Raw genomic sequence first — 23,116 nt, forward strand, 5'->3', positions numbered from 1 at the left:
ATGGGGCACCCTAATTACAGTCTTTTGGTTCATAAAAGTGTAGGTTTCAGTGATTGAGACCATATCTGCTGCTGGGGCAGAATCCCAAATTGTGGGCACGTGTGAGAAATTCAACAGAAGGTTTTGGCGCGTCATTCCGGGAACTTTAAGGTTGAAGGTTTAGTTTTCCGTGCGCGTTTTTCGTTTTTCTCAAGTTACCCTCGCCTGACTAGGAGTAAAGCTGAAACACTGCGGTGCAAATTCCGAAAACCTGAACATCTGTCAGTGCACACAGGTGTAAAGAAATATGAGCTTAAGCTTGAACCTTTAGCAAAAAATCAGTGCCCCGAATCACAAACTCGTTTTGCGTTCGCCCAAAAGACTATGTAGGGTATGGGGATTATCTGAGAGTTTCCTGAGAATTCCTGCCAGAAGATCAGGACCCACCCGGGCACACCCTCAGATGCATATTTCACTCACGTCCGTGTTTGTTCATACAAACGCACTCACTCAAACAAGCCGACACGAACGGAAGAAAAACATGACCACAACTGCATCCAAAAACCCGACACAGCGCCCGGCAAACCGCCGCCGTGCCACCATCGCTGCCTCCGCAGCACTGGCAACCGTCATCACCGGCGCAAACCTCCCCGTGGCCTTCGGTGCAACCGCCTCCACCCGCAATGTCTCCGGTACCACCTGCGTTGACGCAGGCTACCGCACCGTGCCGACCCTCGCGAACATCACCAACGTCGCCCCCGGTCCGACCTGCTACTGGAACCCCGACCAGCAGGCGCAGACCATCGACACTCTCGCGCCGGTCAACTCCTCCCTCACCAAGGCGCAGCTGACCACCACCGAGAACACCTCGCCTCTGAGCGGCAAGCTCGCCAGCGACTCCTTCGCAGCGCAGAAGCTTACCGGCACCGAAGCCGTCGCAGCCAACAGTAGCGAAATCAGCCGCACCTTCCTCGAATACTCCGCCGATGCGGGCAACCACCCCATCACCACCGCCATCAACGCGGGCACCGTGAAGAAGGACCGCGCCCAGACCGTTGGCGGCCACGAGAACATCCCGACCCTCGCCGTGAACTCCGCGAACCCGCACCAGGAGTACGTCGAGGTCGTCTCCCGCGACAACCGCGTCAACGCCAACGCGGAGAACAAGCGCATCCTGACCGGCGGCATCCCGATTCCGAAGTGGCTTGCCGAGGACCACGGCCTTTCCGGCGACCAGTCCGTTGCCCTGTACGATGAGGCGACCGGCATTTGGCGCTCCTACTTCAAGTTCATCAAGGATGCAGACGCACAGACCTACACCAGCACCGCCCGCGTGCAGGTGGGTGGCGGCAACGCGTCCACCCCCAAGAGCACAAAGATTCAGTACGATAACGTCGGCCGCGGCAACGCAGGTCAGACCGTCACCATTAAGGCACCCGTCAGCATCGACGCGAAGTCCGGCAACGCCCGCACCTCCTACCCGATTGCTCGCGGCGCGAAGTTCCGCCTGGCGAAGAACGTGCCCGGCGCGTCCATCAACGAGAGCACCGGCGAGATTACCTACAAGATTCCCGCTGGCACCCGTGGCACCGTGGACATCCCCGTGGCGGTCGACTACCCGGCAACCTACCACGTATCCTCTGGCGGTTACATGCTCGCTAAGCCGAACTTCGGCGGCGTGGGCGAGGACAACTACTGGCTGACCCTCAAGAACGGCACCTCCTCCGTGGTGGGTATGGCGAACGAGCTCACCCAGATTGGTGTGGACGAGCTCAAGGCAGGCAAGATCAACCACATGGTGTCCATTACTGCGGCTGACTATGCGGCGCTGGTCTCCTCCTTCCCCGCGAAGGGCACCGACGGCAAGATTAACGCGAGCAAGTACCCGAACGCACCCCGCGCGGGTCAGCGCGGCTTCCTGCCCGCAAGCTTTGACGTGGAAGAGCACCTGGCAAACACCGGCCACGCTGACGACCAGCTCAGCCGCATGATTCTGACCGCGATGAAGGAGTACGGCTTCATCCTTTCGGACCATAACCTCTTCACCAACGCATTCAACCTGGAGGCGGCAAGCTCCTACGCGCCCTACGCCCGCCAGGGTAAGAACGTGTACAAGGAAGACCCGCAGCTGGCGGCAATGTTCGCAAGCTTCGTTCCCAGCGGCTTCACCGGCACCCAGTTCCCCTGGCACCAGGTGCAGTGGATGCCCGTGAACTACACTGAGTCCGCTGAGAACACGGCACGTCGCGAGGGCACCCAGGTTCTGCCGCAGAGCAACAACCAGGCTGCCGACTCGAACGCTGACGCACACAAGATTGCACGCCCCGTGACCGTGCGCCGCTCCGCCGTGCGCACCCCCAAGGCGGAACGCATCAGCGACGCCGAGACCCAGAACGCGGCAGTGAACCAGTCTTCGGACGCCGTGAAGTTCAAGTACCCCTCGAACGCCTACGGTAAGACCGGCACCGGCTCCGGCGTGTTCTACCAGCCCGCCGAGCACCACGCCACCGTCTACTCCGGCGAGACTGCGGTTGCGCAGAGCGTGCACCAGTCGCACAAGGTTTCCCCGAACTACCGTTACGCCCGCGACTACAACTTCCAGGAAATCGAGCAGACCCCGAACTTCCGCCCCAGCCGCTGGGTGAACAAGGAGAAGGTCAACACTGCTGGCGGCCAGTTCTCCAGCGCGGAGACCGGCATCCGTTTTGCCTCCAACGGCAAGACCGGCACCTACTCGATTGACCTGAACACCCACGATGTCACCGGCACCACCTGGGACCTGCGCCGCGATAACGGTACGAACATCACCGTGAACCGCACCGGTAAGGCGCCCGCCCGCATGTCCGATGTGAAGGCGAAGAAGGGCTCCGCCGCGCAGCTGTACTCGATCCCGCTGAAGGTGCACGTGGTGGATAAGAACAGCCCCATCGCGCGTGAGGACTCCGTCTCCCTGTACTCGGGCACCACCCAGAACGTGGCAGTCCTGAACAATGACGAGGCATCCTTCGGCGCATTCAGCCGCGGCGAGACCGTGAAGAAGCTGGAGCTGCTGAACCAGCGCGGCCAGGTCGTCAGCGCATACAGCGACGAGTACGGCACCTACCGCGTGGTGACCCTGCCCGACGGCACCCAGGGCATCGCAGTATCCGCTAAGAATAAGCAGGGCTTCGCACCGCTGGTCCGCTACCGCGCAGTGACCGACAAGGGCGTAAAGTCCGCTGAGGGTTACCTGCAGGTGGCAGTCGCTAACCGCTAGGTGCTCTAGGGTTTCATACCCGCGAGCTGACGCAGTTACAGCGCAGCGCTTGGCATTATGACCGCAATGTGATGAACCGCTCTAGGAGGGCGGTGGTCCACGATGTTGCCGCCACAATGACAGCGCACCGACAGTTATAACAACCCGACAGCTGCAACCGCATCAGCGCACTAGCGAACACAAGTGCACATAGGGGAGAGGGGCACGCTCAAGAAAGCCGCCGCGCAGGCGTAACTTTCTTGACGTGCCCCCTTCCTGTACCTAAGGTGAAAATACTATGACTCAGAGCCACCACACAGACCAGAACGAAACTAACACCACCCACAACCACGCTGACCACGGCGCCGAGCATGTATCGGCGCATGTAGCGGACCACGTCGCCGAGCACGCCTCGGAACACAGCCACGAGGCGCCCGCCTCCGTACCTCTCTTCGAAGGCTCCGGCCCCAAGGATTGGGAGGAACAGTTCGGCCCGTCCGTGGCGATTTTCTCTGCGCTCGCTAACCCGCTGCGCTTGGCGATTGCGCATCACCTGATGCACCGCCCGCACAGTGTGAGCGAACTGCACACCTGCCTGGGTATTTCGCAGCCGCTCGCTTCGCATCATCTGCGCATCCTGCGTGAGGCGCACGTGATTGACCGTGAGCAGCAGGGCCGCACCACTATTTACCGTCTGAAGGACGACCATATTAGCCACATTGTGGTTGACGTGTATGAGCATACGCGTGAGCATCATGCGGACTAGTCTGCCCTCAAGCTGAGCGTTGGCTGGGAGCCGTTGTAAGATGGTGTGTGTCCGTGCACCAGTACAGTGCGGAATAGTATGCGCACCCGCGGCGCCCCGAGCGGCCGCGCGCGCCTGAGTTAAGGAGACTTATGTCTGCCGCTGATTCTTCAGCAATTGTTATTAGCGTTTCTGGTGAGGAGCGCGAGGTTACCGCGAAGACTGCCGCTGAGCTGTTCGCTGACGACCCGAAGATCGTTGTGGCACGTGTGAACGGCGTGCTCGTTGATCTCTCCCACGAGCTGTCTGCTGGCGATTCCGTTGAGCCGGTTTTCATTCACGAGCCGGACGGCCTGAACGTTCTGCGCCACTCTGCTGCGCACGTGATGGCGCAGGCGGTGCAGGAGTACCGCAAGGACGCCAAGCTGGGTATTGGCCCGTACATTACTGACGGCTTCTACTTTGACTTTGATGTGGCTGAGCCCTTCACCCCGGAAGATCTGAAGAAGATCGAGAAGTCGATGATTAAGATCATCAAGTCCGGCCAGCTGTTCCGCCGCCGCGTGGTCACCCACGACGAGGCTGTTGCTGAGATGGCGAACGAGCCGTACAAGCTGGAGTTGCTCTCCCTGACCCAGGGCCCCGGTTCTGGTGCGGATGCTGCCGAGGGCGCATCCGTGGAGGTCGGCGAGGGTGAAATCACCATCTACGACAACGTGCACCCGAAGACCGGCGAGACCGTCTGGAAGGACCTCTGCCGCGGCCCGCACCTGCCGAACACCAAGCTGATTGCTAACGGCTACGCCCTGATGCGTGCCGGTGGTGCGTACTGGCGCGGTTCTGAGAAGAACCCCATGCTGCAGCGTATTTACGGTACCGCATGGCCGACTAAGGAAGAGCTGGTGGCGTACAAGGAGCGCATCGCTGAGGCGGAGCGCCGCGACCACCGCCGCCTGGGCCGTGAGCTGGACCTGTTCTCCTTCCCGAAGAACATTGGCCCCGGCCTGCCGGTGATTCACCCCAAGGGTGGCGTGATTAAGCGCGAGATGGAAGACTACGTGCGTACCCGCCACATTCAGGAGGGTTTCCAGTACGTCAGCACCCCGCACATTTCGAAGGAAGACCTGTTCTACACTTCCGGTCACCTTCCGTACTATGCGGATGGCATGTTCCCGCCCATGGAGCTGGATAACGGTCACTACCGTCTGAAGGCTATGAACTGCCCGATGCACAACGAGATTTACCGTTCTCGTGGCCGTTCGTACCGTGAGTTGCCGCTGCGTTTCTTCGAGTTCGGCACCGTGTACCGTGACGAGAAGTCCGGCGTGCTGCAGGGTCTGACCCGTGTGCGCATGATTACTCAGGACGACTCGCACTCGTATGTGACGAAGGAGCAGGCACCGGACGAGGTGCGTCACCTGCTGAAGTTCATGCTGAGCCTGCTTGAGGACTTCGGCATGACTGACTTCTACCTTGAGCTGTCGACCCGCGACACTGAGGGCGATAAGAAGGATAAGTTCATCGGTACTGATGAGCAGTGGGAAGAGGCTACCGCGGTTCTGGAGCAGGTTGCGAAGGAGACCGGCCTGGAGCTCGTTCCGGATCCGGGTGGAGCTGCGTTCTACGGCCCGAAGATTTCGGTTCAGGCGAAGGACGCGATTGGCCGTACCTGGCAGATGTCGACCGTGCAGTACGACTTCAACCAGCCGAGCCGTTTCGGTCTGGAGTACCAGGCTGCTGACGGCACCGTGCAGGAGCCGGTCATGATTCACTCGGCGAAGTTCGGCTCGATTGAGCGCTTCTTGGGTGTGCTGACTGAGCACTATGCGGGTGCGTTCCCGGCGTGGTTGTCGCCGGTTCAGGTTATTGGTGTTCCGGTGGCTGAGGCGTTCAACGACTACATGACCGAGATTGCGGACAAGCTGCGTGCGCACGGCGTGCGTGTTGAGGTGGATTACGGTTCGGATCGCTTCACCAAGAAGATTCGTACCGCGTCTACTGAGAAGGTTCCGTTCATTCTGATCGCTGGCGGTGAGGATGCGGAGCACGGCGCTGTTTCGTTCCGTTTCCGCGGTAACAAGCAGGAGAACGGTGTGCCCGTGGATGAAGCTGTGGCACGTATTGTGGAGCATATCCGCAACCGCGTGAACGAAGACCCCAAGCCCAGCACGGAGGCTGCTGAGTAGTACTAGGCTTGCTGGTCTAGCTCATATATAGAAACCACCCCCTTTGCGGCGACAAGCTGCGGAGGGGGTGGTTTCTTTGTGCTTTGAGGAGGCGCGGATGGGGGAGCGCGGTTGGGTGCAGAAAGTTGTGTTGTGAGGGGAGTTTTTCCTAGTCCGAGCGGGTGTCTTCGTGCTAGTGTAAGTGATGGCGCTAACGTTCGTTGCCGTTCGTAAGTGCCGGTAATTATACGATTCGGATAAAGATGTCTGGATAAAACTAAGCGTTCTGCAGATATTTATAGTGCCGGACATAGTATCCATAATTTCAAGGAGGAGATGTATATTCACGTATTTAAAATTTAGAGAATTTGATTCAAAAAATTTGTACGTCTAAGAATAATTTAAGGAGTGAGACAATGAAGAAATATATTTTGGCTTCAATTTTTACTGATAAAAAAAGTTTAGAAGAATTCAAAAATAATGGCGGAAACCAAGGTGTTGGCTGGATTGCAGGTGTACCTGGCGTGAAATATTGGAGAAAAGAAAAAAACCAAATTATAAAACGTATCTCTAATGCTGAAGACCGATGGGATAATTTTCCGGAGAGTATTTGGAATTTGCTGTATGCAGATGAACATAGATACTACATGGAGAACCTAAAAATTTGCCTTGAAGTGAAGGAAATGAAAAAGGTATATAAGTATCCTGTCACTCGTATTCAAGTGCTTCTATCTGAAAAAAATATTTGTTCATCAGATGAAATTCCAGGGTTGGCGGTACTTGAGGTTGAGGTGCCCGAAGAAGAAACAGGTAAAGAATTTAAAATCGATATTGAAGAAGTGTACCAATACCTTGCTAAAAATCAATTAATCCCTGGACTTAAAATTGATAATGAAGAGGCGAAAAGGCATAAGGGTAAATCCGAAGGCTATAAGCTACAGAAATCTATGTGGAAAAAGAATATTAAACCATTTATGTTTAAAATGAGTATTATTAATTATTCTGACTCACTTGATACTCCTAAGAATATTATGGATGACAATCTGCGTAAAATAAACTTTATTAATAAATTACATCTTCATACTGATGGCAAGAAGGCCTCATATGATGCGCAAAAAAAATGGGATAAAGAGAGCCCTAGGGGTTTGAAAATTTTGGGGTCCGGTGATTGGTGTTTCTATGCTCGCTCAAAGGGCATAGTCTACTACATTCCCTTCCAGCCTAAAAAAATTGATGGGGAAGTTTTGCCGCACTTTTTCCGAGGATATGCGGCATCATTCCATTTGGATGCGATAATGCTGTCAATTCTAAAAAATATCCTTGTTAATTATTATATAGGTCAAATTCAAAATCACATTAAAATGGGTGATAATATGGCATTTAAAAAGATTAATGACACTATTAATAAAATGTTCATTATGTATGATATGGGTCGTACAGTTCCACGGGGCGGGCAGCATAATATTGCAATGGAAAAGGTCGAAGATGCTCTTCATTTTCAAGATAATCTGAATGTTCTGATAGATTCTACTAACAGGATTGAAGAGGCTAACTCTGTGCAAAGGCAGGAAAATCTTGCTATTAGTCAAGAAAAACTTGCAAGGTATGCATTGTTAGTAGCGATAGCAATGATTATTCCTGGAGTGGTCTCATTTTTGAATGATGGTTCATCAGTTTTGAAAGATATCGGTATTCCCCACCCTCTCTGCTGGGTCTGGAAAATTTTAGTTATTGTTGCTGTGGTTGCATTCATTATTTATAAAAAAATTGAAGGAGAGGAAGGCGAGTAAAATGCGTAAAAATTTACTAAATTGGATTCGAAATTTTTTTGCGTTAGAAGAATCTACTGATAGATCCACCAGTATTGGAAGTGTCGAAAAAATAAATGTGGATGTAGATTCAGATGATTGCCCTGAAAAAGATTTTAATTCTTTAGTGACTGATTTAGATAAAAGTCTATTTCGAAACTGTTGTTTGCTGTGTTCCTCGGGTATAACTTCCAGATTTTTCCCTAAAACTGATGATATGGTTCGTAGAAAGCTGAATAAAATATATGGTGTAGAAGGAGTATCTCCCGAGGAGTGCATTGGCCCGAATGGTGAGCAACATGGATGGATACAAACAAGAAATATGGGAGAGGAAGTGGTGGATCAGATATTTGCCCAAAGAGATTCTGATGAAGAGTTTGTTATGGTAAATGGTCCATTGAAGTTAGGTTTAATTTTTGAAGATGGAATTATTGATTACCATTTTTATGGAAAAATATCTATAAGTAGAATAGATAATTATGTATCTTCTGTAGATTTGTCCGTTTATAATTCATTTAAGGAGCAGCTACTAATATGTAAATGTTTGAATAAAGAACAACTAAAAAATATTGGAAATATTCCTTTGGATAGCCAGGATGCTGTGCGAATTCAAGATGCATGCGCTCGTTTGAAATCAATGCGAGTAAGGTTTTCATGGGTTAGCTTTGAAATTATTGATAAGATGCTCCAGGTTGAAAAATTTTCTGAAATCCAGGAAAGATTGGGAGAAAATTATCAAGAACGAAAAGATACTCTTGGATACGTTTATTCTGAATATTTGGAGAACTTTGGATCCCCTATAAGTAATAAGGGATATGGAAGCCAACGGTTTATTGAATATCTGTCTAAAAATAAGGGGGAACTAATGGAAGAATATAATCTAAAGGATATTGTTAATATTGAGTCAAGATATGCTAGTGATGATGAGATGATGCAATTTATAAAATATAATAATGGAAATATATATATGTGTGATGGGCATGAAGCTACAATGGGGCTCTATAAAATTCCTTTTAATAAACTAGACAGAGAATCTGGAAAGCGTGGTGCAGCCTTTGAAGATATTGTTCTAAAATTTTTCAGACTTTATCTTAAACCTGATTGTGCTGATTCTTTTTATATTAAAAAGAAGGATGTTAACGAGACAGATGTTATAGCTTGGGAATCAGATGAAGAAGTTGTGATACTTGGTGAATGTAAAATAAATCAGAGATATGGCAAACTCAATATGTCTGCGGAGCGAGCGTTTGGGAAGAAGGGATATATAACAAAATCTATTGAGCAGTTGAATAAGCGTGTGAAGCTAATTAAAAACGGGGAAGAAATAAAGCCTATTAAATCTAAATCTGCAAATTATACTATTCCTAAGAGCATGAAAGAGTATGAGATTATTTCGCTGTCTATCCATGCTTCAGAGTATATTTCTCCAATGTACCTTGAAGGAGTTCATATCATATCTCTCGAAAGTCTGGTTATGGTTCTAAGGTCTGTAGATGGAATTAAAGACTTTAAGAAGTATATGTCTTTTAGGAAAGAATGTATAGATAAAAGAGGTGAAAAAAAATTTGATGAGTTTGATATTTTGTATTCATATCACAAGGGCAACGTGAAACCAGGAAACCTAAATATGTATGAATGTGACTCTGTGCGGATGCCATTTGATATTTCTGATGATGAATGGCGTAGATTCATAAAGGGGGAGGGCAAGTATAAAAATTTAGTTGAGCCATGTTAAGGAAGTGCTAATCAATTTTAATCCATATAATTTTACCTATTTCCGGAAAGAGGAGACGTGAATAAGAGGGACCACACAATTCCAGCTTGTGTTATAGCACGATTTTCGACTGTTAAAGAAGCAGATTCTAGAGATAATAAGGTATATATAAAGTATGCTAATAAACATTCGATTGATTTTAAAACAGCAGACTCTATCGGGTGGGAGCTAGGGAGCTTTGATTCAGATTTTAGTTCAGATTTGAATAATAACGAATCTGGCCTTGATGCTAATGATGAAGTACGTGACGCAATTGCTTTAGATGAAAAATTTAAAAAAGTAGAAAAAGATTTACCGAAACTAATTGACGCTTTTGAAAAGCAAGAAGAATTAACAGCCGAGCGTTATAAAAATATTCTTATTCCATACATTGCGCATCTTTATGTTCGTTCTAAGATAACAGGTGAATTTATTGGTGACTGGCTAGACTCATCTTTGGGGGGAATGGATAAGCAGCGTAGAATTTTGTCCATAGGTGAGGCTTTGCGTTCTTTGGGTGTGCAGGATAGTGGCGATGAAATTTCTAATCTTGTAAATCATGAAGTAATAGTTGAGCCAAAGAATTCGATTCAATGGACTAGACTGGAGTGGATAAAAATGTATGAAGAATTTGATTTATACTTCTATGCAATAGATGTATTAGTTGATAAAGAAAAGCGGTTTTTATTGTCTGATTTGGGAATAACGCCCATTGCAAGTGGAACTGATCCATATAGGGTAGACGAGAACATGGGAGCGGAAGCGAGTGTTGTATTTTCTGCTCTAAATGGTAAGGTTACTCCTCCTGCTTATTTAGTGCCAATGTCTCCTTCTGTGGCTTTGAAAATTACTCCTCGATATGTAATTCCTGGAATTTATAGAGGAAAGTTGCCCATACGTTACATTGATATAACTAATGGGATTCTTGAAGATGGTAGGTCGGTGATTAATTATCTGAATGAAGAAATCGTAAAATATTCGTATGAGTTTTACATTGGGGCAACAAAAGGTTCTGTGCATGAGTATCGTAATATTGAGCGACATACAAAAAAAGAAATAATCTCGGATCTTTATATTCCATCGAGGAATCAAAAGGAGCGAAAGCTGAGAGAGTCTGAGTTGGATAATTATTATGCAGACTTAAAAAAATTTGTCGAAGAAACATTTAGGACTAAAAGGCGTTGTAGAAAGATTGATGTATTGAAATATTTGAAGCCAGATAGAAAAGAATATCCTAATCTGATTCGTGTTGAAGCGTGTAGTATACCGGAAGGGTCAATTGTTTCCTATGTCCCCGATATTTTTAGTAAACATAGTACATAATAAAATTATGAAATGCCTATAAAATATATTTGAAACCGACAGAAAGGGACCCGGCAGGCTATCACATCAGATAGCCCGCCGGGTCCCTTCTTTGTACCGCCGCTATGCGCTCAACCCGTTTAGCGGGTGGTGCGCTCCAGCAGCTGCAGCACGTTCTGGTAGCTGTGGCCGGTGCGAGCTGACTGCAGTTGACCGTGTGGCCAGCTAAGCTAGCGAACTGGCACCGAGCCTATATATAGACCCCCTGCGGCGACAAGCTGCGGAGGGGGTGGTTTTTGCGTGCATTGAGGATGCGAGGGCGGGGGAGCGTGGTTGGGTGCAGAAAGTTGTGTCGCGGGCTAGTTTTTAGCCCCAGAGTGCTAGCGTAGTAGTAAGGCAAACGTCCATAGCCATTCAGAAAATGGATAGCTGGATGGCTGCGAAAATGATGTGTCGCTGTTGATTATTGAGGGAGCACGAGCGTATGAAGTCGAATAGGTATGTTCCTGTCGGGATGCTGTTCTTGATCCTGGCAATTATCTTGAACGTAGTGTCAAATGTCAGCGACTTGGTGCTTGGAATTCTCTACGGTATCTCAATAGCAGTATTGATTATTGGACTATTTAATAGTCGAAAATAGGTGCTGTAACAGACAAAGAAAGGACCCGGCAGCTATCACTCAGATAGCCCGCCGGGTCCCTTCTTTATAGGGCCGCTATGCGCTCAACCCGTTTAGCGGGTGGTGCGCTCCAGCAGCTGCAGCACGCTCAGGTAGGTGTGGCCGGTGCGGGCTGCCTGCGGTTGACCGTGGCCAGCTAAGCTGGCGAACTGGCATCGAGCCTATATATAGACCCCCTGCGGCGACAAGCTGCGGAGGGGGTGGTTTCTTTGTGTGCTTTGAGGAGGGGCGGGTGGGGGAGTGCGGTTGGGTGCAGAAAGTTGTGCTGTGGGGGGAGTTTTTCCTAGTCCGGGCGGGTGTCTTCGTGCTAATGTGAATGATGGTACTTACGTTCCTTGCCGTTCGGAGGTGCTGGTAATTGTGCGATTCGGATAAGGATGTCTGGATACGCTTTGGGCGCCTCAGATGTGTTTAATCGTCAGGTATTTTATCTACAAGTTCGAGGAGGAGATACACATTCACGCATGTAAGACTTTGGCGAAGTTTATTCAAAAAATTTGTACATCTGAGAATTATTTAAGGAGTGAGACAGTGAAGAAATATATTTTGGCTTCAATTTTTACCGATAAAGAAAGTTTGGAATTATTTAAAAATAATAACGGAGATAAAGGATTAGACTGGATTGCAGGTATCCCCGATGTTAAATATCGAGAAAATGGTATTAAAGAAGAACGTATCTCCGATGCTGATAGCCGATGGGATAATTTTCCTGAGACTATCCATGGTCTTATCTATGAAAATGGGAACAGATATTATCGAAATATTGAGAAGGACGACAGGGCTTCCAAAATAAAAGATAATTATTGTGTTAGCAGAATTCAGGTTCTATTCGCTGAAAATAATATTTGTGCACTTCCGGAAGTGCCTGGTTTAGTCATGCTTGAAACCAGCGGGGACGAAAAATTTGATATTGGGCAAGATGATATATATCAGTACCTTATTGTAAATTCTATCATTCCTGGGTTTAATCTCCACGAGGCAAAAATAATTGATTCTAAGGACGGTAAATGCTTAGGGAAGAAAATACAAAAGGTTATGTGGAGAAAAAACATTAGACCTTTTATGTATAAGGTTAATTTAGTTAATTCCATCGACTCCTTTGATTCAAATGTCCTTAAAAATTTCTATGAGCTCAAAGAAGGAGATTCAGCAAAGATAGATTTTATTAGTAAATTGAATTTATTGGCTTCCGGCGATGATCCATCGTTAAGCGCTCGAGAAAAATGGAAGAAAGAGAAGCCTAAGGGATTGCATATTTCAAAATATGGTGATTGGTGTTTTTATGTGCGATCGAAAGGTGTAGTTTACTATATTTATGACCATGATAGGGATAGTAGGAAGCTCACAATTGATTTTCAGGGACATGCAGAGTCATTCCATCTGGATGCAATTATGTTATCTGTATTGAAAAACACGCTTGTAAATTACTACACGAATCAGATTCAGGAATATATCGCTGAAGATAATAAACGAGCAATTAAAGACATTAATAATGTTATCAACAGAATGTATATTATGTATGATATGGGTCGCACAAATCCTCGGGGTGGAGAACATGTCATTGTCATGGAAAAAGTTGAATCAGCACTTCATTTTCAACAAAACTTAGATGTTCTCATGGATTCTGTTCAGAAAGTTGAAGGAATTAACTCTGCTCAACGTCAAGAAAATCTTGCAAGGTATGCATTATGGGTAGCAATTATAATGGTTGTTCCGGCGGTTGTAGCTTTACTGAATGATGGAACTGCAAATTATGGTGTCTATAATTGGCATAGTTTTATTTTTTATTTTGGGCTTCTTGCATTCCTTGTCTTGATAATGGCTGGTTTGAGTCGACTGTCTCATCAAAAGTGGGTTCAAAAAATTCTTAGTTTTGTATTTGCTGAGCAACAAGAAGGGAGGAAAAAATAGTTTTTAGTGTATTAAGGTAGGATAAATTGGAGAACCTAGATTTTTATCGTGTACATAATGTAGATAATCTTATTTTATCTATTAAAAGGGAGGAAGTTTATGAACGAGAGAGATCACGAAATTCCGGCAAGTGTTATTGGTCGGTTTGCGGATCAACAAGGTGAGGGACGGCCGCGAGACCAGGAGGTTTCGGTTAGAATTCTCAATAAAGAGAGGTATTCGAGTATCGAAACAGATGAAAAGGGGTACACCAAGGTCAAAGCTGATGATATAGGATGGAGGCGTGGCGCCTTTGACGCAAACCTGATAGAGAGTGACACAGATGAGATAGTGACTAAGGATAAGGGCCGTATTATAGATGCCATAGGCTTGGATGATTCATTTAAATATGTAGAAAGTGAAATTTCTAAAATTTCTAATGAAATACTGAGGGCTTTTGAGGGTAATGTAAAGGAAAAGGATAGGGTAAATTTGAATCCCGACAATATCCTTCAAATTCCTGTTGATGTGTATAAAAACTATATTATTAAGTATGTTGCCCAGATGATGGTTAGGTCCTCACTTGTAGGTGATAATATTGAAGGCAAAATTAGAGATAAATATGATTTCAACTCTACAGGTGGCGGCGAAGAATATGATCGAAAGCTGTTTGAAGACTCGGGAGTAGATTATGATAGGTTCATAAATCCTGAACGGGTTGAAAATAATGTAAAAAATGTATACTGGACTTCCAAGCAAAATATTCGGGTGAATTGGATTAGTGAGTTTGAAGATGTGCTTTTGAATTATACGCCAACTATTCTAATCAGTGAGGATGGTAATTTTATTCTTCCTGATATTGGAATATGCCCGATTCCTAAGTATAAATACGATGGATCACATCCCGATGTGTCATTCTCTATTCCACTAGCATCTAAAATGGTAATTCTTCTTTGCCCTTCCACTGAACTACTTCGTTTTTCTAAGGGCATGTATCATGTTCCAGCCTATGTTCTGAAGGAATGCGATATTGATGAAAGGATGTTTACTAATGTCATGGATATAAATCTGCTTAATAAATTTGCGGTTTCTGTGGCGAGAGATTTTTATGTAGGTTCGGAGGATGTAATGATGAAGTATGAGAAAACTAAAAAAATGGAAGATGATGGATTATTGTATCTCATTGAAAGGTGTAGTGAGCAAGTGTATGTAAGTAATAAAAATATTTCTAAAAAATCTAATTCCCCAAAGTCTGTGAGTCCGACCGGCGGGAAGGTTTCGGGTACTGCCTGGTTGGAGGTAATCGAGGATGGAAAAGGTGCAGTAATCAAGAGGAAAATTGTTGAATCCGATGAAGATTTTAATATTTAAATGATACATTGATTCTTGAATTTTCTTGACTGGATCTAAATGATTAGCAATTTGAAGGGACCCGGCAGGCTATCCATCAGATAGCCCGCCGGGTCCCTTCTTTCGTCAGCTTATGCGCTCAGCCGTTTAGCGGGTGGTGCGTTCCAGCAGCTGCAGCACGTTCTGGTAGGTGTGGCCGGTCGCCTCCGTCATGCCCTGCTCACAGGTGCGGTTCGCCGAAATGTATGCGGCGAACTTCTTCTGCTCGCTCAGCTCCGCAGCCTCAGCCTCGGTAGCGCTTGCGGTCAGCTCGGGGTGCAGCATACCGCGGTCACCCGCGTAACCACAGCAACCCCAGTGCTTCGGCACGTACACGTCGTCACTCATCGCGTTCGCAATCTTCTCAAACGCAGGCTGAGTGCCCAGGTGAGTCATGGAGCAGGTCGGGTGCAGCGCAACCGACGGCAGGGGAGCAGACACAGTCAACTTATCCAGCATGTTGTCGGCGGCGAACTGCACCGCATCGTACAAGCGCAGACGCGAGTAGTCCGGCTCGCCCGGCTGCAGACCGTTCACGATCTTGTGCTCAAGCGCCTTAATAACCTTCTGGCGCATCACCTCAAGACCCTCAGTACAGGACGAAGCGTCACACACGACCGGCAGGCGGCCACCGTCGGTAGCCTCCCACAGGGACTTCAGCACGCGGTCGCTCATGACCGAGTAGCCGTCGGTGAAGCCCTTCGACTTCCACGGGGTAGCGCAGCACATCTCACCAATATTGTCGGGGATGCGGTACTTCACGCCGGCACGCTCGCACAGGCGGATGAACGCCTGGGTTGCGTTGACCGGGTCGTGCTTGCCGTCGCCGTCCACGCCGCCGAACATGGAGTTCACGCAGGCGGGGAAGAACACAATCTCAGCGGTTGCGTCCTTGTGCGGCTTACGTGCCGGGCCGCCGACGGGCAGGTCCTTCTTGTAGGAGGGAACCATGTCGTCGCCCATGACTTTGCGGGCAATGTTGGTGGTGCCGTGCACCACGGGGAACGGCAGCTTCTTCGCCACGGTCAGGGCCTTACCGGCGACCTTGTCCATGATGCCCCACTGCTGCGCGGCGACCTTCCAGCCGGCGGCAGCCAGCTTGTCCTGGTTCTCAGAACGCAGGCGGCGAATCAGGTCACCGGTGTTAATGTTCACGGGGCAGCGGGTCTGGCACATGCCGTCCACGGCGCAGGTGTCGATGCCGTTGTACTCGTACTCCTTGCGCAGACGCTCGGCGAGTTCGTGGTCGCCGTTCACCTCGGCGGCGGCAATCTCACGGCGCATCACGATGCGCTGACGCGGGGTGAGGGTCAGGTTGCGGGAGGGGCAGACCGGCTCGCAGTAGCCGCACTCCACGCAACGGTCGACTTCTTCCTCAACGGTCTCAGCGACCTTCAGGTCGGTCACGTAGTCGGTGTTCGGCTCGGTGATCAGCACGCCGGGGTTCATGAAGCCCTTCGGGTCAATGAGGCGCTTGATCTGGCGCATCACGTCGAAGAGTTCCTCACCGAACTGGCGGCTCACGAACGGCGCCATGATGCGGCCGGTACCGTGCTCAGCCTTCAGCGAGCCGTCAGCGGCAAGAATCAGCTGAACCATTTCTTCGGTGAACTCGCGGTAGCGGTCCAGCTGCTTCGGGTCGCGGAACTGCTCGTTCAGCATGAAGTGGATGTTGCCGTCCTTCGCGTGACCGAAAATCACGGAATCCTTATAGCCGTGTGCGTCGAACAGCTTGGTCAGGTCGCTACAGGTGTTGCCCAGAACCTCGACGGGCACGACCACGTCTTCAAGCAGCGCGTTCGTGCCGGAGGGGCGGTTACCCGCGACGGTGGTGTACAGGCCACGGCGTGCCGCCCACAGGGCGTTACGCTCGGACAGCTTGCTGGTCATCGACACCGGCGATGCCACCGGCAGGCTCTTGAACATGGGTGCTGCGGCGGCGGCAAGGTCGCTCAGCTCCTGCTCGGAGTTGCCCTGGAACTCAACCAGCAGGGCGGCGTGATCCTTCACGTCGATGGCGGCGAGCGCCTCCGCAGCCTGGCCGGTACGCTGAGCCACACGAATACTGGTGGCGTCCATCAGCTCGACGGTTGCCAGCTTGTTAGCGACCAGTTCGGGCACGGAGCGTGCCGCGTCAATCAGGTTGTCGAACACGAGCAGGCCGGTGGAAATATTCTTCAGAATTGGCAGGGTGCGGTAGGTTGCCGAAGCAACGAAGCCGAGGGTACCCTCCGAACCGATCAGCAGGTGCTGCAGAATGTCGACGGGGGTCTCAAAGTCGACCAGGGAGTTCAGGCCGTAACCCATGGTGTTCTTCATGGAGTACTGCTGGCGAATCTTCGCCATGGACTCGGGGTTCTCGAGCACGCGCTTGCGCAGGCGCAGCAGGCCCTCGTGGATTTCGGGTTCGAGGGAGCGCAGCTTCTGGTCGGCGTCCGGCTCGGCGGTGTCAATGATGGTGCCGCTGGGGAGCACGAACACCATGGAGTCGAGGGTGTTGTAGGTGTTGTACTTGGTGCCCGAAGACATGCCGGAGGAGTTGTTCGCGACCACGCCACCGATGGTGCAGGCGGACCAGGATGCGGGGTCGGGGCCGAGCTTGTAGCCGTAGGGTGCCAGGTAGTTGTTGACCATCATGATGGTCGCGCCGGGCTGCACGCGCACCTTCTTGCCGTCTTCAAGGACTTCAATCTTCTTGAAGTGGCGGCGGGTGTCGACCATGAGGCCGTCACCGCTTGCCTGGCCGGAGAGGGAGGTGCCGCCGGAGCGGAAGGTCAGCGGCAGGCCGAGGTCGCCGGCTGCGCGGAAGATGTTTGCGACGTCTTCGGTGGAGTCGGGGCGAATCAGGCCGGCGGGCACGAGCAGGTAGTGGGATGCGTCGTGCGAGATTGCCAGGCGTTCGAGTTCGGAGACGCTGGATTCGACTGCCTCGGCGCGTGCGTCAGAGAGCAGGCGCTTGAGGGTGTCTTCGTAGGGGGACTTGAGTGCTTCGGACGTGTTTGACACGACGGTCATGATCTTGAGCTTCCTTACTGGTGAAGGGTGTGTATGCTGTCCGTTATCCAGTATGTTCCTTTGAACACCGTCTTTTCTGGTTAGTTATGGCTAAGCTTGGCGACTACTTGTCACCATATTGGGTGGTCATCATATGCCGGGTATTAATCTGGTTTTCCCTTGTATTTCTTGGTATCCCGTGGGTTTTTGTATGAGCCTGAAGGAGGCAGCTACCCTGCCCGCAGGCCGATTTGGAATTTTTTAGGCACGCCCGCCGAGCGCCGTAACATTCCAGCTGGCAGTACTATCAGAGGTCACCACGCCACAGAACAGGGGAGAACCCGCCGAAGCACGCACCCCCAAATCCTCCACAAACACGCGACCACCGGCAGGCACACTACGCTCCTTACGGTCCACACCCGCACAATACACCGTCATCTTCGCATCCGAACGATTCTCCACCGCCACCGAACCGCCGCTCGTATCGTGCACAAAACCACGGCTGCCCTGCATCTGAATCTCGCCAACCTCCGCGCCCTGACTCGTCAACGGCACACCATCCGGCGCAGTGAACTCACCCGAAGAGTCCACACCCGCCGCACGGACCGACACCATCCACTGAGCATCATCAGTCAGCTGCGACGTCGACGCCGTCACACGCGCCGAACTATACGGCACGCTCACCGCACCCGCAGACTTCGCGGAACCAGAAGGGCTCGGTGCCAGCGCGCTCGCCGTATTGCGAACCCACACGCCCGCACCCTCACCCGAACCGCCAGCAACCACCTCAACCGTGGTGCCCGAACCATCCGCAACCGAAACCTTCATCGTGCCCTCCGGCTCACCACGACGCTCAAACTCCACATACGAATAGGAGGCGGGCGCTGCCGGGCCCTCAAAGACCGCCTCCTCAACAGCGCCGTGACCGGTAAACAGACGAAAACCCTCAGAATCCTGAAGTACTGGCGCCGTCGCGTGACTCGCCGCAGTCGGCTCAGACGAAGCCTCCGCAGAAGCAGAAGGGGAGGAGTTCAAGGTGGCGCACCCACCCAGGGCGGCGGCAAGCGCACCCGACAGGCAGAGGCTAGCGCCCAGCTGACGGAAGCTCAGCTGGCGGAAGAAGACGGGGCGAGAAGCAGAGGAAGTGGTGTGCTGGTGAGTCATGGGCACTCCGATGTGCGGGGCAGCAGCGCTACGTCAGCAGCACGGCCACAGTGGTTGGTACACCACATATTGTGTCAGGTTAAATGCTCGCCGTGCAAAAACTGCGGCGCAGTGTAAAGACCGCCGCGCAAAGAGCACAGCGCAAAGAAATAACCGGGCGAGGATTGCAAGGCAGAGTATCATTCACACTATGGATAAGGCGGAACAGAACCAGGCAGAAAACACGGTAAAGAACGGCACAGCACCCAATAAGTCGAGCAGCCCGACGGGTGATGCCCCCGTGCACGCTGAAAGTGCTGCATCTGAAACCTCTGCATCTGAAGCCGCCGCAGAGAATACGGCACAGGCTGGTTATACCCAGGCGGCACCGGCAGAAACTAGCGCCGCCAAAACTAATGCTGCGGCAACCAGTACTGGAGTAGCTAGCCCCTCAGAGGAGAGCCCTGCAGCAGCAAACACCGTCCAGGTAGATGCCATGCGCCTCGACAGTAGCCGTGCCGTCTACTCCACCGACCTGGACCCCGACGACGACTACGAAGAGGTCGTCGAAGAATACGCCACCACCGACGCGCCGGACGGTACGCACCGCGAGGAGCGTCGCATCACCCGCACCACGCATCACCCGCACGGCAAGGGCGACCAGAAAGCTGGCACCCAGAAGGCAGGCACCCAGGGTAACCCTGATAGTGCCGCCGAGATTATTGACGCGGGCGAACCTGAAACGCACACCACGACCATCCGCACGGTCACCCGCACCGTCACGGACCCGCCGCGTCGCACTCCGCGAACCCGCCTCTTCCGCACGCTCAGCAAGTACCGCGGCGAGAAGAACCTGGCCGCGTGGGAAGACCGCTCCTCCACGCCCATGTTCGTGGCGTCCGTGCTGTACCTGCTCGCGTTCGCCGCGCCCATCATGAGCACACGCATTCAGGAGCCGTACGACGGGTACCTCAACATCATTCAGATGATTCTGTGGGGCCTCTTCGCCGCCGACTACTGCGTGCGCCTGTACCTGGCGCCGCGGCGACTCTACTTCATCACGCACAACCTGATGAACCTGGCCATCGTGCTGCTGCCCCCGTGGCGTATTGTCAGCTTCCTCGCCATGATGCACCTGACCACCAACCGCCAATATAAGAGGCTCTCCGAACTGGGGATGAAGCTCTTCGGCTACACCGCGATCTTCATCATCATGTTTGCCCTGTCGATCTATTCGGTGGAGTCCTCCGAGCCGGGCGCGATGATTCGTGACCTGCCCACCGCCTACTGGTGGATGTTCACGACCCTCACCACGGTCGGCTACGGAGACGTTTACCCGGTCACCGGTATCGGCAGGGTCATCGCCGTGATCGTCATGCTGTACGGCGGGGGCTTGGTCGCGGTTGCTACCGGTGCGCTCGCGAGCTGGATTATCGAAAAGTTTGGTGGCAGGGAGGAGCAGGAGTACCCCGCAACCAAGGCTGACGTGGACGATCTTCGCCAGGAGATTTCTGAGTTGCGTGCCCTGCTGGCTCGTGAGTATGCGCGCCGTGAAGCCCACGACTACACGTTGCGTGAGGTTGTGGATGAGGACGGCGTGCACCCGGTTCCTTCGGATGCGGAGGCGGCACGCCGCGCCGGTTTCAGCGCCGCCGCGGGCTTTACTGCCCCTGGTACTCCTGGCGCTCCGGGTGCTGCTGCGGCAGCTTCTGCGGAGGCTACCCCGAACACCGCGCCCGGCGCCGCGCGGGCTGGTGAACCTGCCGACTCCTCGGCATCTCATGAGGTTGCGGTGCGCGAGCAGGAGCCGGTCGCCCTGCTGGAGGAGACCCGCCAGACGTTCACGATTATTCGTGAGAAGTCCTCGCTACGTTCCCGCAAGCAGTAGTCCGCTCGCAAATACCCTGCGGACAGTAACCGGGCTGTAGCGGCTCGGTTGCGGTAGCGCAGATAGCAGCGCAGATATAACAGTTCAGTTGAGGCTTGGCGCTCAAACCCACACCGCATACTTATTGAAGCGGTGGGTTTGGGTGCCGAGCCCACGCGGAGGCAAGATGAAGGCAGGAAAATTGCCACCCACGCCACCGTGCCACACCATCGTGCGGGATATTTTGCCTTGTCGAGGCAAAATTAGCCCGCGCGGAGTGAAAATTGGGGCTCGTATGCGTGAAAAACCCCTCAACTTAAGGTCTAATGTGACCAAACTATCTTTTAAAAATGGCCGCCACTGGTGAAACTCCTAGCCAGAGCCTATAAACTATCTACCGTGCCGGTTATCGAACGCCCTGTAGCCCAAATACGCTACGGGGTGTCGTCGTATCCCCACCTCACTCACGGGGAGAAGGCACCACTCAACTCACAAACTCACTCAAACACATACTCTGTTAGGACACCTTCGTGGCACCTAAGTCCACTCTGAGCGTGCTCGCACTACTCGGCGCGCTCACCCTCACCGCGTGCGCATCCGCACCGAATAATGCCTCCGCAACCGCTATTGTCGACCAGGCTGCTTTTGAGACTGCCGAGCCTAGCGCTGTTTCCGCCCCCGGCGACGACAGTACCGGAATTAAGGCGGCGGCTGGCGTCTCGCAGGATCCGTCGATTCACCCGACCGCAACCCAGCCCACTGAGACCCCCGCGCCGGATAGCACCAGCAATCAGGAACCTGTCGTATCCACCGCTGCGCCCATGCCTTCCTCGGCAGCCGTTGCACGCTCGCAGAAAATCATGGACGGCACCTGGGTTCAGCAGGACTCCACTAACCTTGAAAACTACATGGACGCCGTCATTCACGACGGCATTATCGAGGTCACCTACCACCTGAACCACGAAGAGCTGGCAACCCCCTTCTGGGTCGGCACTTTCGAGGCGAAGACCGGCAACTTCAGCTACATTTCGCGCGTGGACCGCGCGAAGCTGAGCCACGCGCCGTACGCCTCCGATAAGGAAACTAAGGAATTCGTCATGGAGGACGGCGTGCTGAGCTTCCCCATGACCTTTGAGGGTGCCACCCGCATCATTCACTTGGAAAAGCAACACAGCTAAGCGCGCTGCCGGGGGAGTTATCTCATATCTGGCACGCATGACGGGCGGGGCGTTCCTGTTGCCGCGCGCGGGCTATAGAATGGGACTATGAGCGAGAACACGACCCCCGAGCACGGCACCGCAGCCTCGGTGCAGGATTCCTTCGAGCTGCCCGGCGCACCGGACCAATTCCAGCGCCTGTGGACCCCTCACCGCACCGCCTACGTGAGCGGCGGCCAGAAGGACTATACCGAGAAGACCTGCCCCTTCTGCACCGCGCCCAGCCGCAGTGACGAGGAGTCGCTGATTGTGCACCGCGGCGAGCATGCCTTCGTGATTCTCAACCTCTACCCGTATAACCCCGGGCACCTGCTGGTCTGCCCGTACCGCCACATCCCGTTCTATGATGATGCGACCGAGGCAGAAACCATGGAGATTGCGCAGCTGACGCAGCTCGCCATGAAGGTTCTGCGCGAGGTGTCGCATAATGACGGCTTCAACATTGGCATTAATCAGGGCAAGGTGGGCGGTGCGGGCATTGCTGATCACCTGCATCAGCACATTCTGCCGCGCTGGAGTGGGGACACGAACTTCCTGCCGATTATCGCTCACACCAAGACCATGTCACGCACGCTGGATGATATGCGTGTGGCTATTGCGGAGGGGTTTGCTCGCCTCAGCTAGACGGCCCGGTCTAGACAGCCCGGTCTAGACTGTCCTGCGACCGGTTGGCAGGCTTGGTGAGTTTGAAAATCTGCACTAGTTCCTTCAATTTGCCAACCAGTGCAGAAAAAACTTGCTTCATAAATGCGCAGATTAGGCAGTCGACGCGTATTTGAATGATGTTATGTCCATTGGATATGGCAAAGTTTTAAATGCAGCAAGGCTGCGGGGAAGCTTCCGGCTTCCATGAACACCGCATAGCTCACCGAAAAATAGCGGTCACCGATCGCTTTCGGGCTTGGCAGGGTAAGCGCCCTGCCTCAACCACAGAGGTCAGCGCCTCAGCT

At 52.0% G+C, this 23,116-nt stretch carries 13 protein-coding genes; 11 read left to right on the forward strand and 2 right to left on the reverse strand.

Annotated features, from left to right (window positions below; all coding sequences use genetic code 11):
* Positions 1-520 precede the first annotated feature (520 nt).
* The 8 genes from AB8E48_RS01775 (at position 521) to AB8E48_RS01810 (ending at position 14,927) form a co-directional block, all read left to right on the forward strand.
* Complete coding sequence (locus tag AB8E48_RS01775; RefSeq protein WP_368885582.1) at positions 521-3,235, forward strand: Rib/alpha-like domain-containing protein; 2,715 nt, start codon at positions 521-523, stop codon at positions 3,233-3,235.
* 277 nt (positions 3,236-3,512) lie between these two features.
* Complete coding sequence (locus AB8E48_RS01780) at positions 3,513-3,980, forward strand: ArsR/SmtB family transcription factor (protein WP_368885583.1); 468 nt, start codon at positions 3,513-3,515, stop codon at positions 3,978-3,980.
* 131 nt (positions 3,981-4,111) lie between these two features.
* Positions 4,112-6,145 (forward strand): threonine--tRNA ligase, encoded by a 2,034-nt coding sequence (thrS, locus tag AB8E48_RS01785; protein ID WP_294628531.1) that lies wholly within the window; start codon positions 4,112-4,114, stop codon positions 6,143-6,145.
* Positions 6,146-6,540: 395 nt separating this feature from the next.
* Complete coding sequence (locus tag AB8E48_RS01790) at positions 6,541-7,914, forward strand: hypothetical protein (RefSeq protein ID WP_368885584.1); 1,374 nt, start codon at positions 6,541-6,543, stop codon at positions 7,912-7,914.
* On the forward strand, positions 7,892-9,667 hold the full coding sequence (locus tag AB8E48_RS01795; protein WP_368885585.1) for a hypothetical protein: 1,776 nt from the start codon (positions 7,892-7,894) through the stop codon (positions 9,665-9,667). Before AB8E48_RS01790 ends, AB8E48_RS01795 begins: the two co-directional genes overlap by 23 nt.
* Before the next feature lie 57 nt (positions 9,668-9,724).
* Entirely contained in the window at positions 9,725-11,008 is a 1,284-nt protein-coding gene (locus tag AB8E48_RS01800) for a hypothetical protein (protein WP_368885586.1), read from the forward strand.
* Between the two features lie 1,189 nt (positions 11,009-12,197).
* Positions 12,198-13,577, forward strand: a complete 1,380-nt coding sequence (locus AB8E48_RS01805) for a hypothetical protein (RefSeq protein ID WP_368885587.1) — start codon at positions 12,198-12,200, stop codon at positions 13,575-13,577.
* A gap of 99 nt (positions 13,578-13,676) precedes the next feature.
* Entirely contained in the window at positions 13,677-14,927 is a 1,251-nt protein-coding gene (locus tag AB8E48_RS01810; protein WP_368885588.1) for a hypothetical protein, read from the forward strand.
* A gap of 126 nt (positions 14,928-15,053) precedes the next feature.
* Here AB8E48_RS01810 and AB8E48_RS01815 read toward each other — a convergent pair whose 3' ends face one another.
* Complete coding sequence (locus AB8E48_RS01815; RefSeq protein ID WP_368885589.1) at positions 15,054-17,960, reverse strand: FAD-binding and (Fe-S)-binding domain-containing protein; 2,907 nt, start codon at positions 17,958-17,960, stop codon at positions 15,054-15,056.
* 240 nt (positions 17,961-18,200) lie between these two features.
* Positions 18,201-19,103: a hypothetical protein gene (locus tag AB8E48_RS01820; RefSeq protein WP_368885590.1), complete on the reverse strand. Its 903-nt coding sequence runs from the start codon at positions 19,101-19,103 to the stop codon at positions 18,201-18,203.
* A gap of 190 nt (positions 19,104-19,293) precedes the next feature.
* Between AB8E48_RS01820 and AB8E48_RS01825 the strand changes: the two genes are divergently transcribed.
* The 3 genes from AB8E48_RS01825 to AB8E48_RS01835 all read left to right on the forward strand — a co-directional run bounded on the left by AB8E48_RS01825 (position 19,294) and on the right by AB8E48_RS01835 (position 22,790).
* Positions 19,294-20,970, forward strand: coding sequence for a potassium channel family protein (locus AB8E48_RS01825; protein ID WP_368885591.1), 1,677 nt, complete (start codon positions 19,294-19,296; stop codon positions 20,968-20,970).
* 509 nt (positions 20,971-21,479) lie between these two features.
* Positions 21,480-22,127: an aspartate ammonia-lyase gene (locus AB8E48_RS01830; protein WP_368885592.1), complete on the forward strand. Its 648-nt coding sequence runs from the start codon at positions 21,480-21,482 to the stop codon at positions 22,125-22,127.
* 87 nt (positions 22,128-22,214) lie between these two features.
* Positions 22,215-22,790 (forward strand): HIT family protein, encoded by a 576-nt coding sequence (locus tag AB8E48_RS01835; RefSeq protein ID WP_049342029.1) that lies wholly within the window; start codon positions 22,215-22,217, stop codon positions 22,788-22,790.
* Positions 22,791-23,116: the final 326 nt, after the last annotated feature.

This window comes from Rothia mucilaginosa (assembly GCF_964211445.1).
GTDB classification, from domain to species: domain Bacteria; phylum Actinomycetota; class Actinomycetes; order Actinomycetales; family Micrococcaceae; genus Rothia; species Rothia mucilaginosa_E.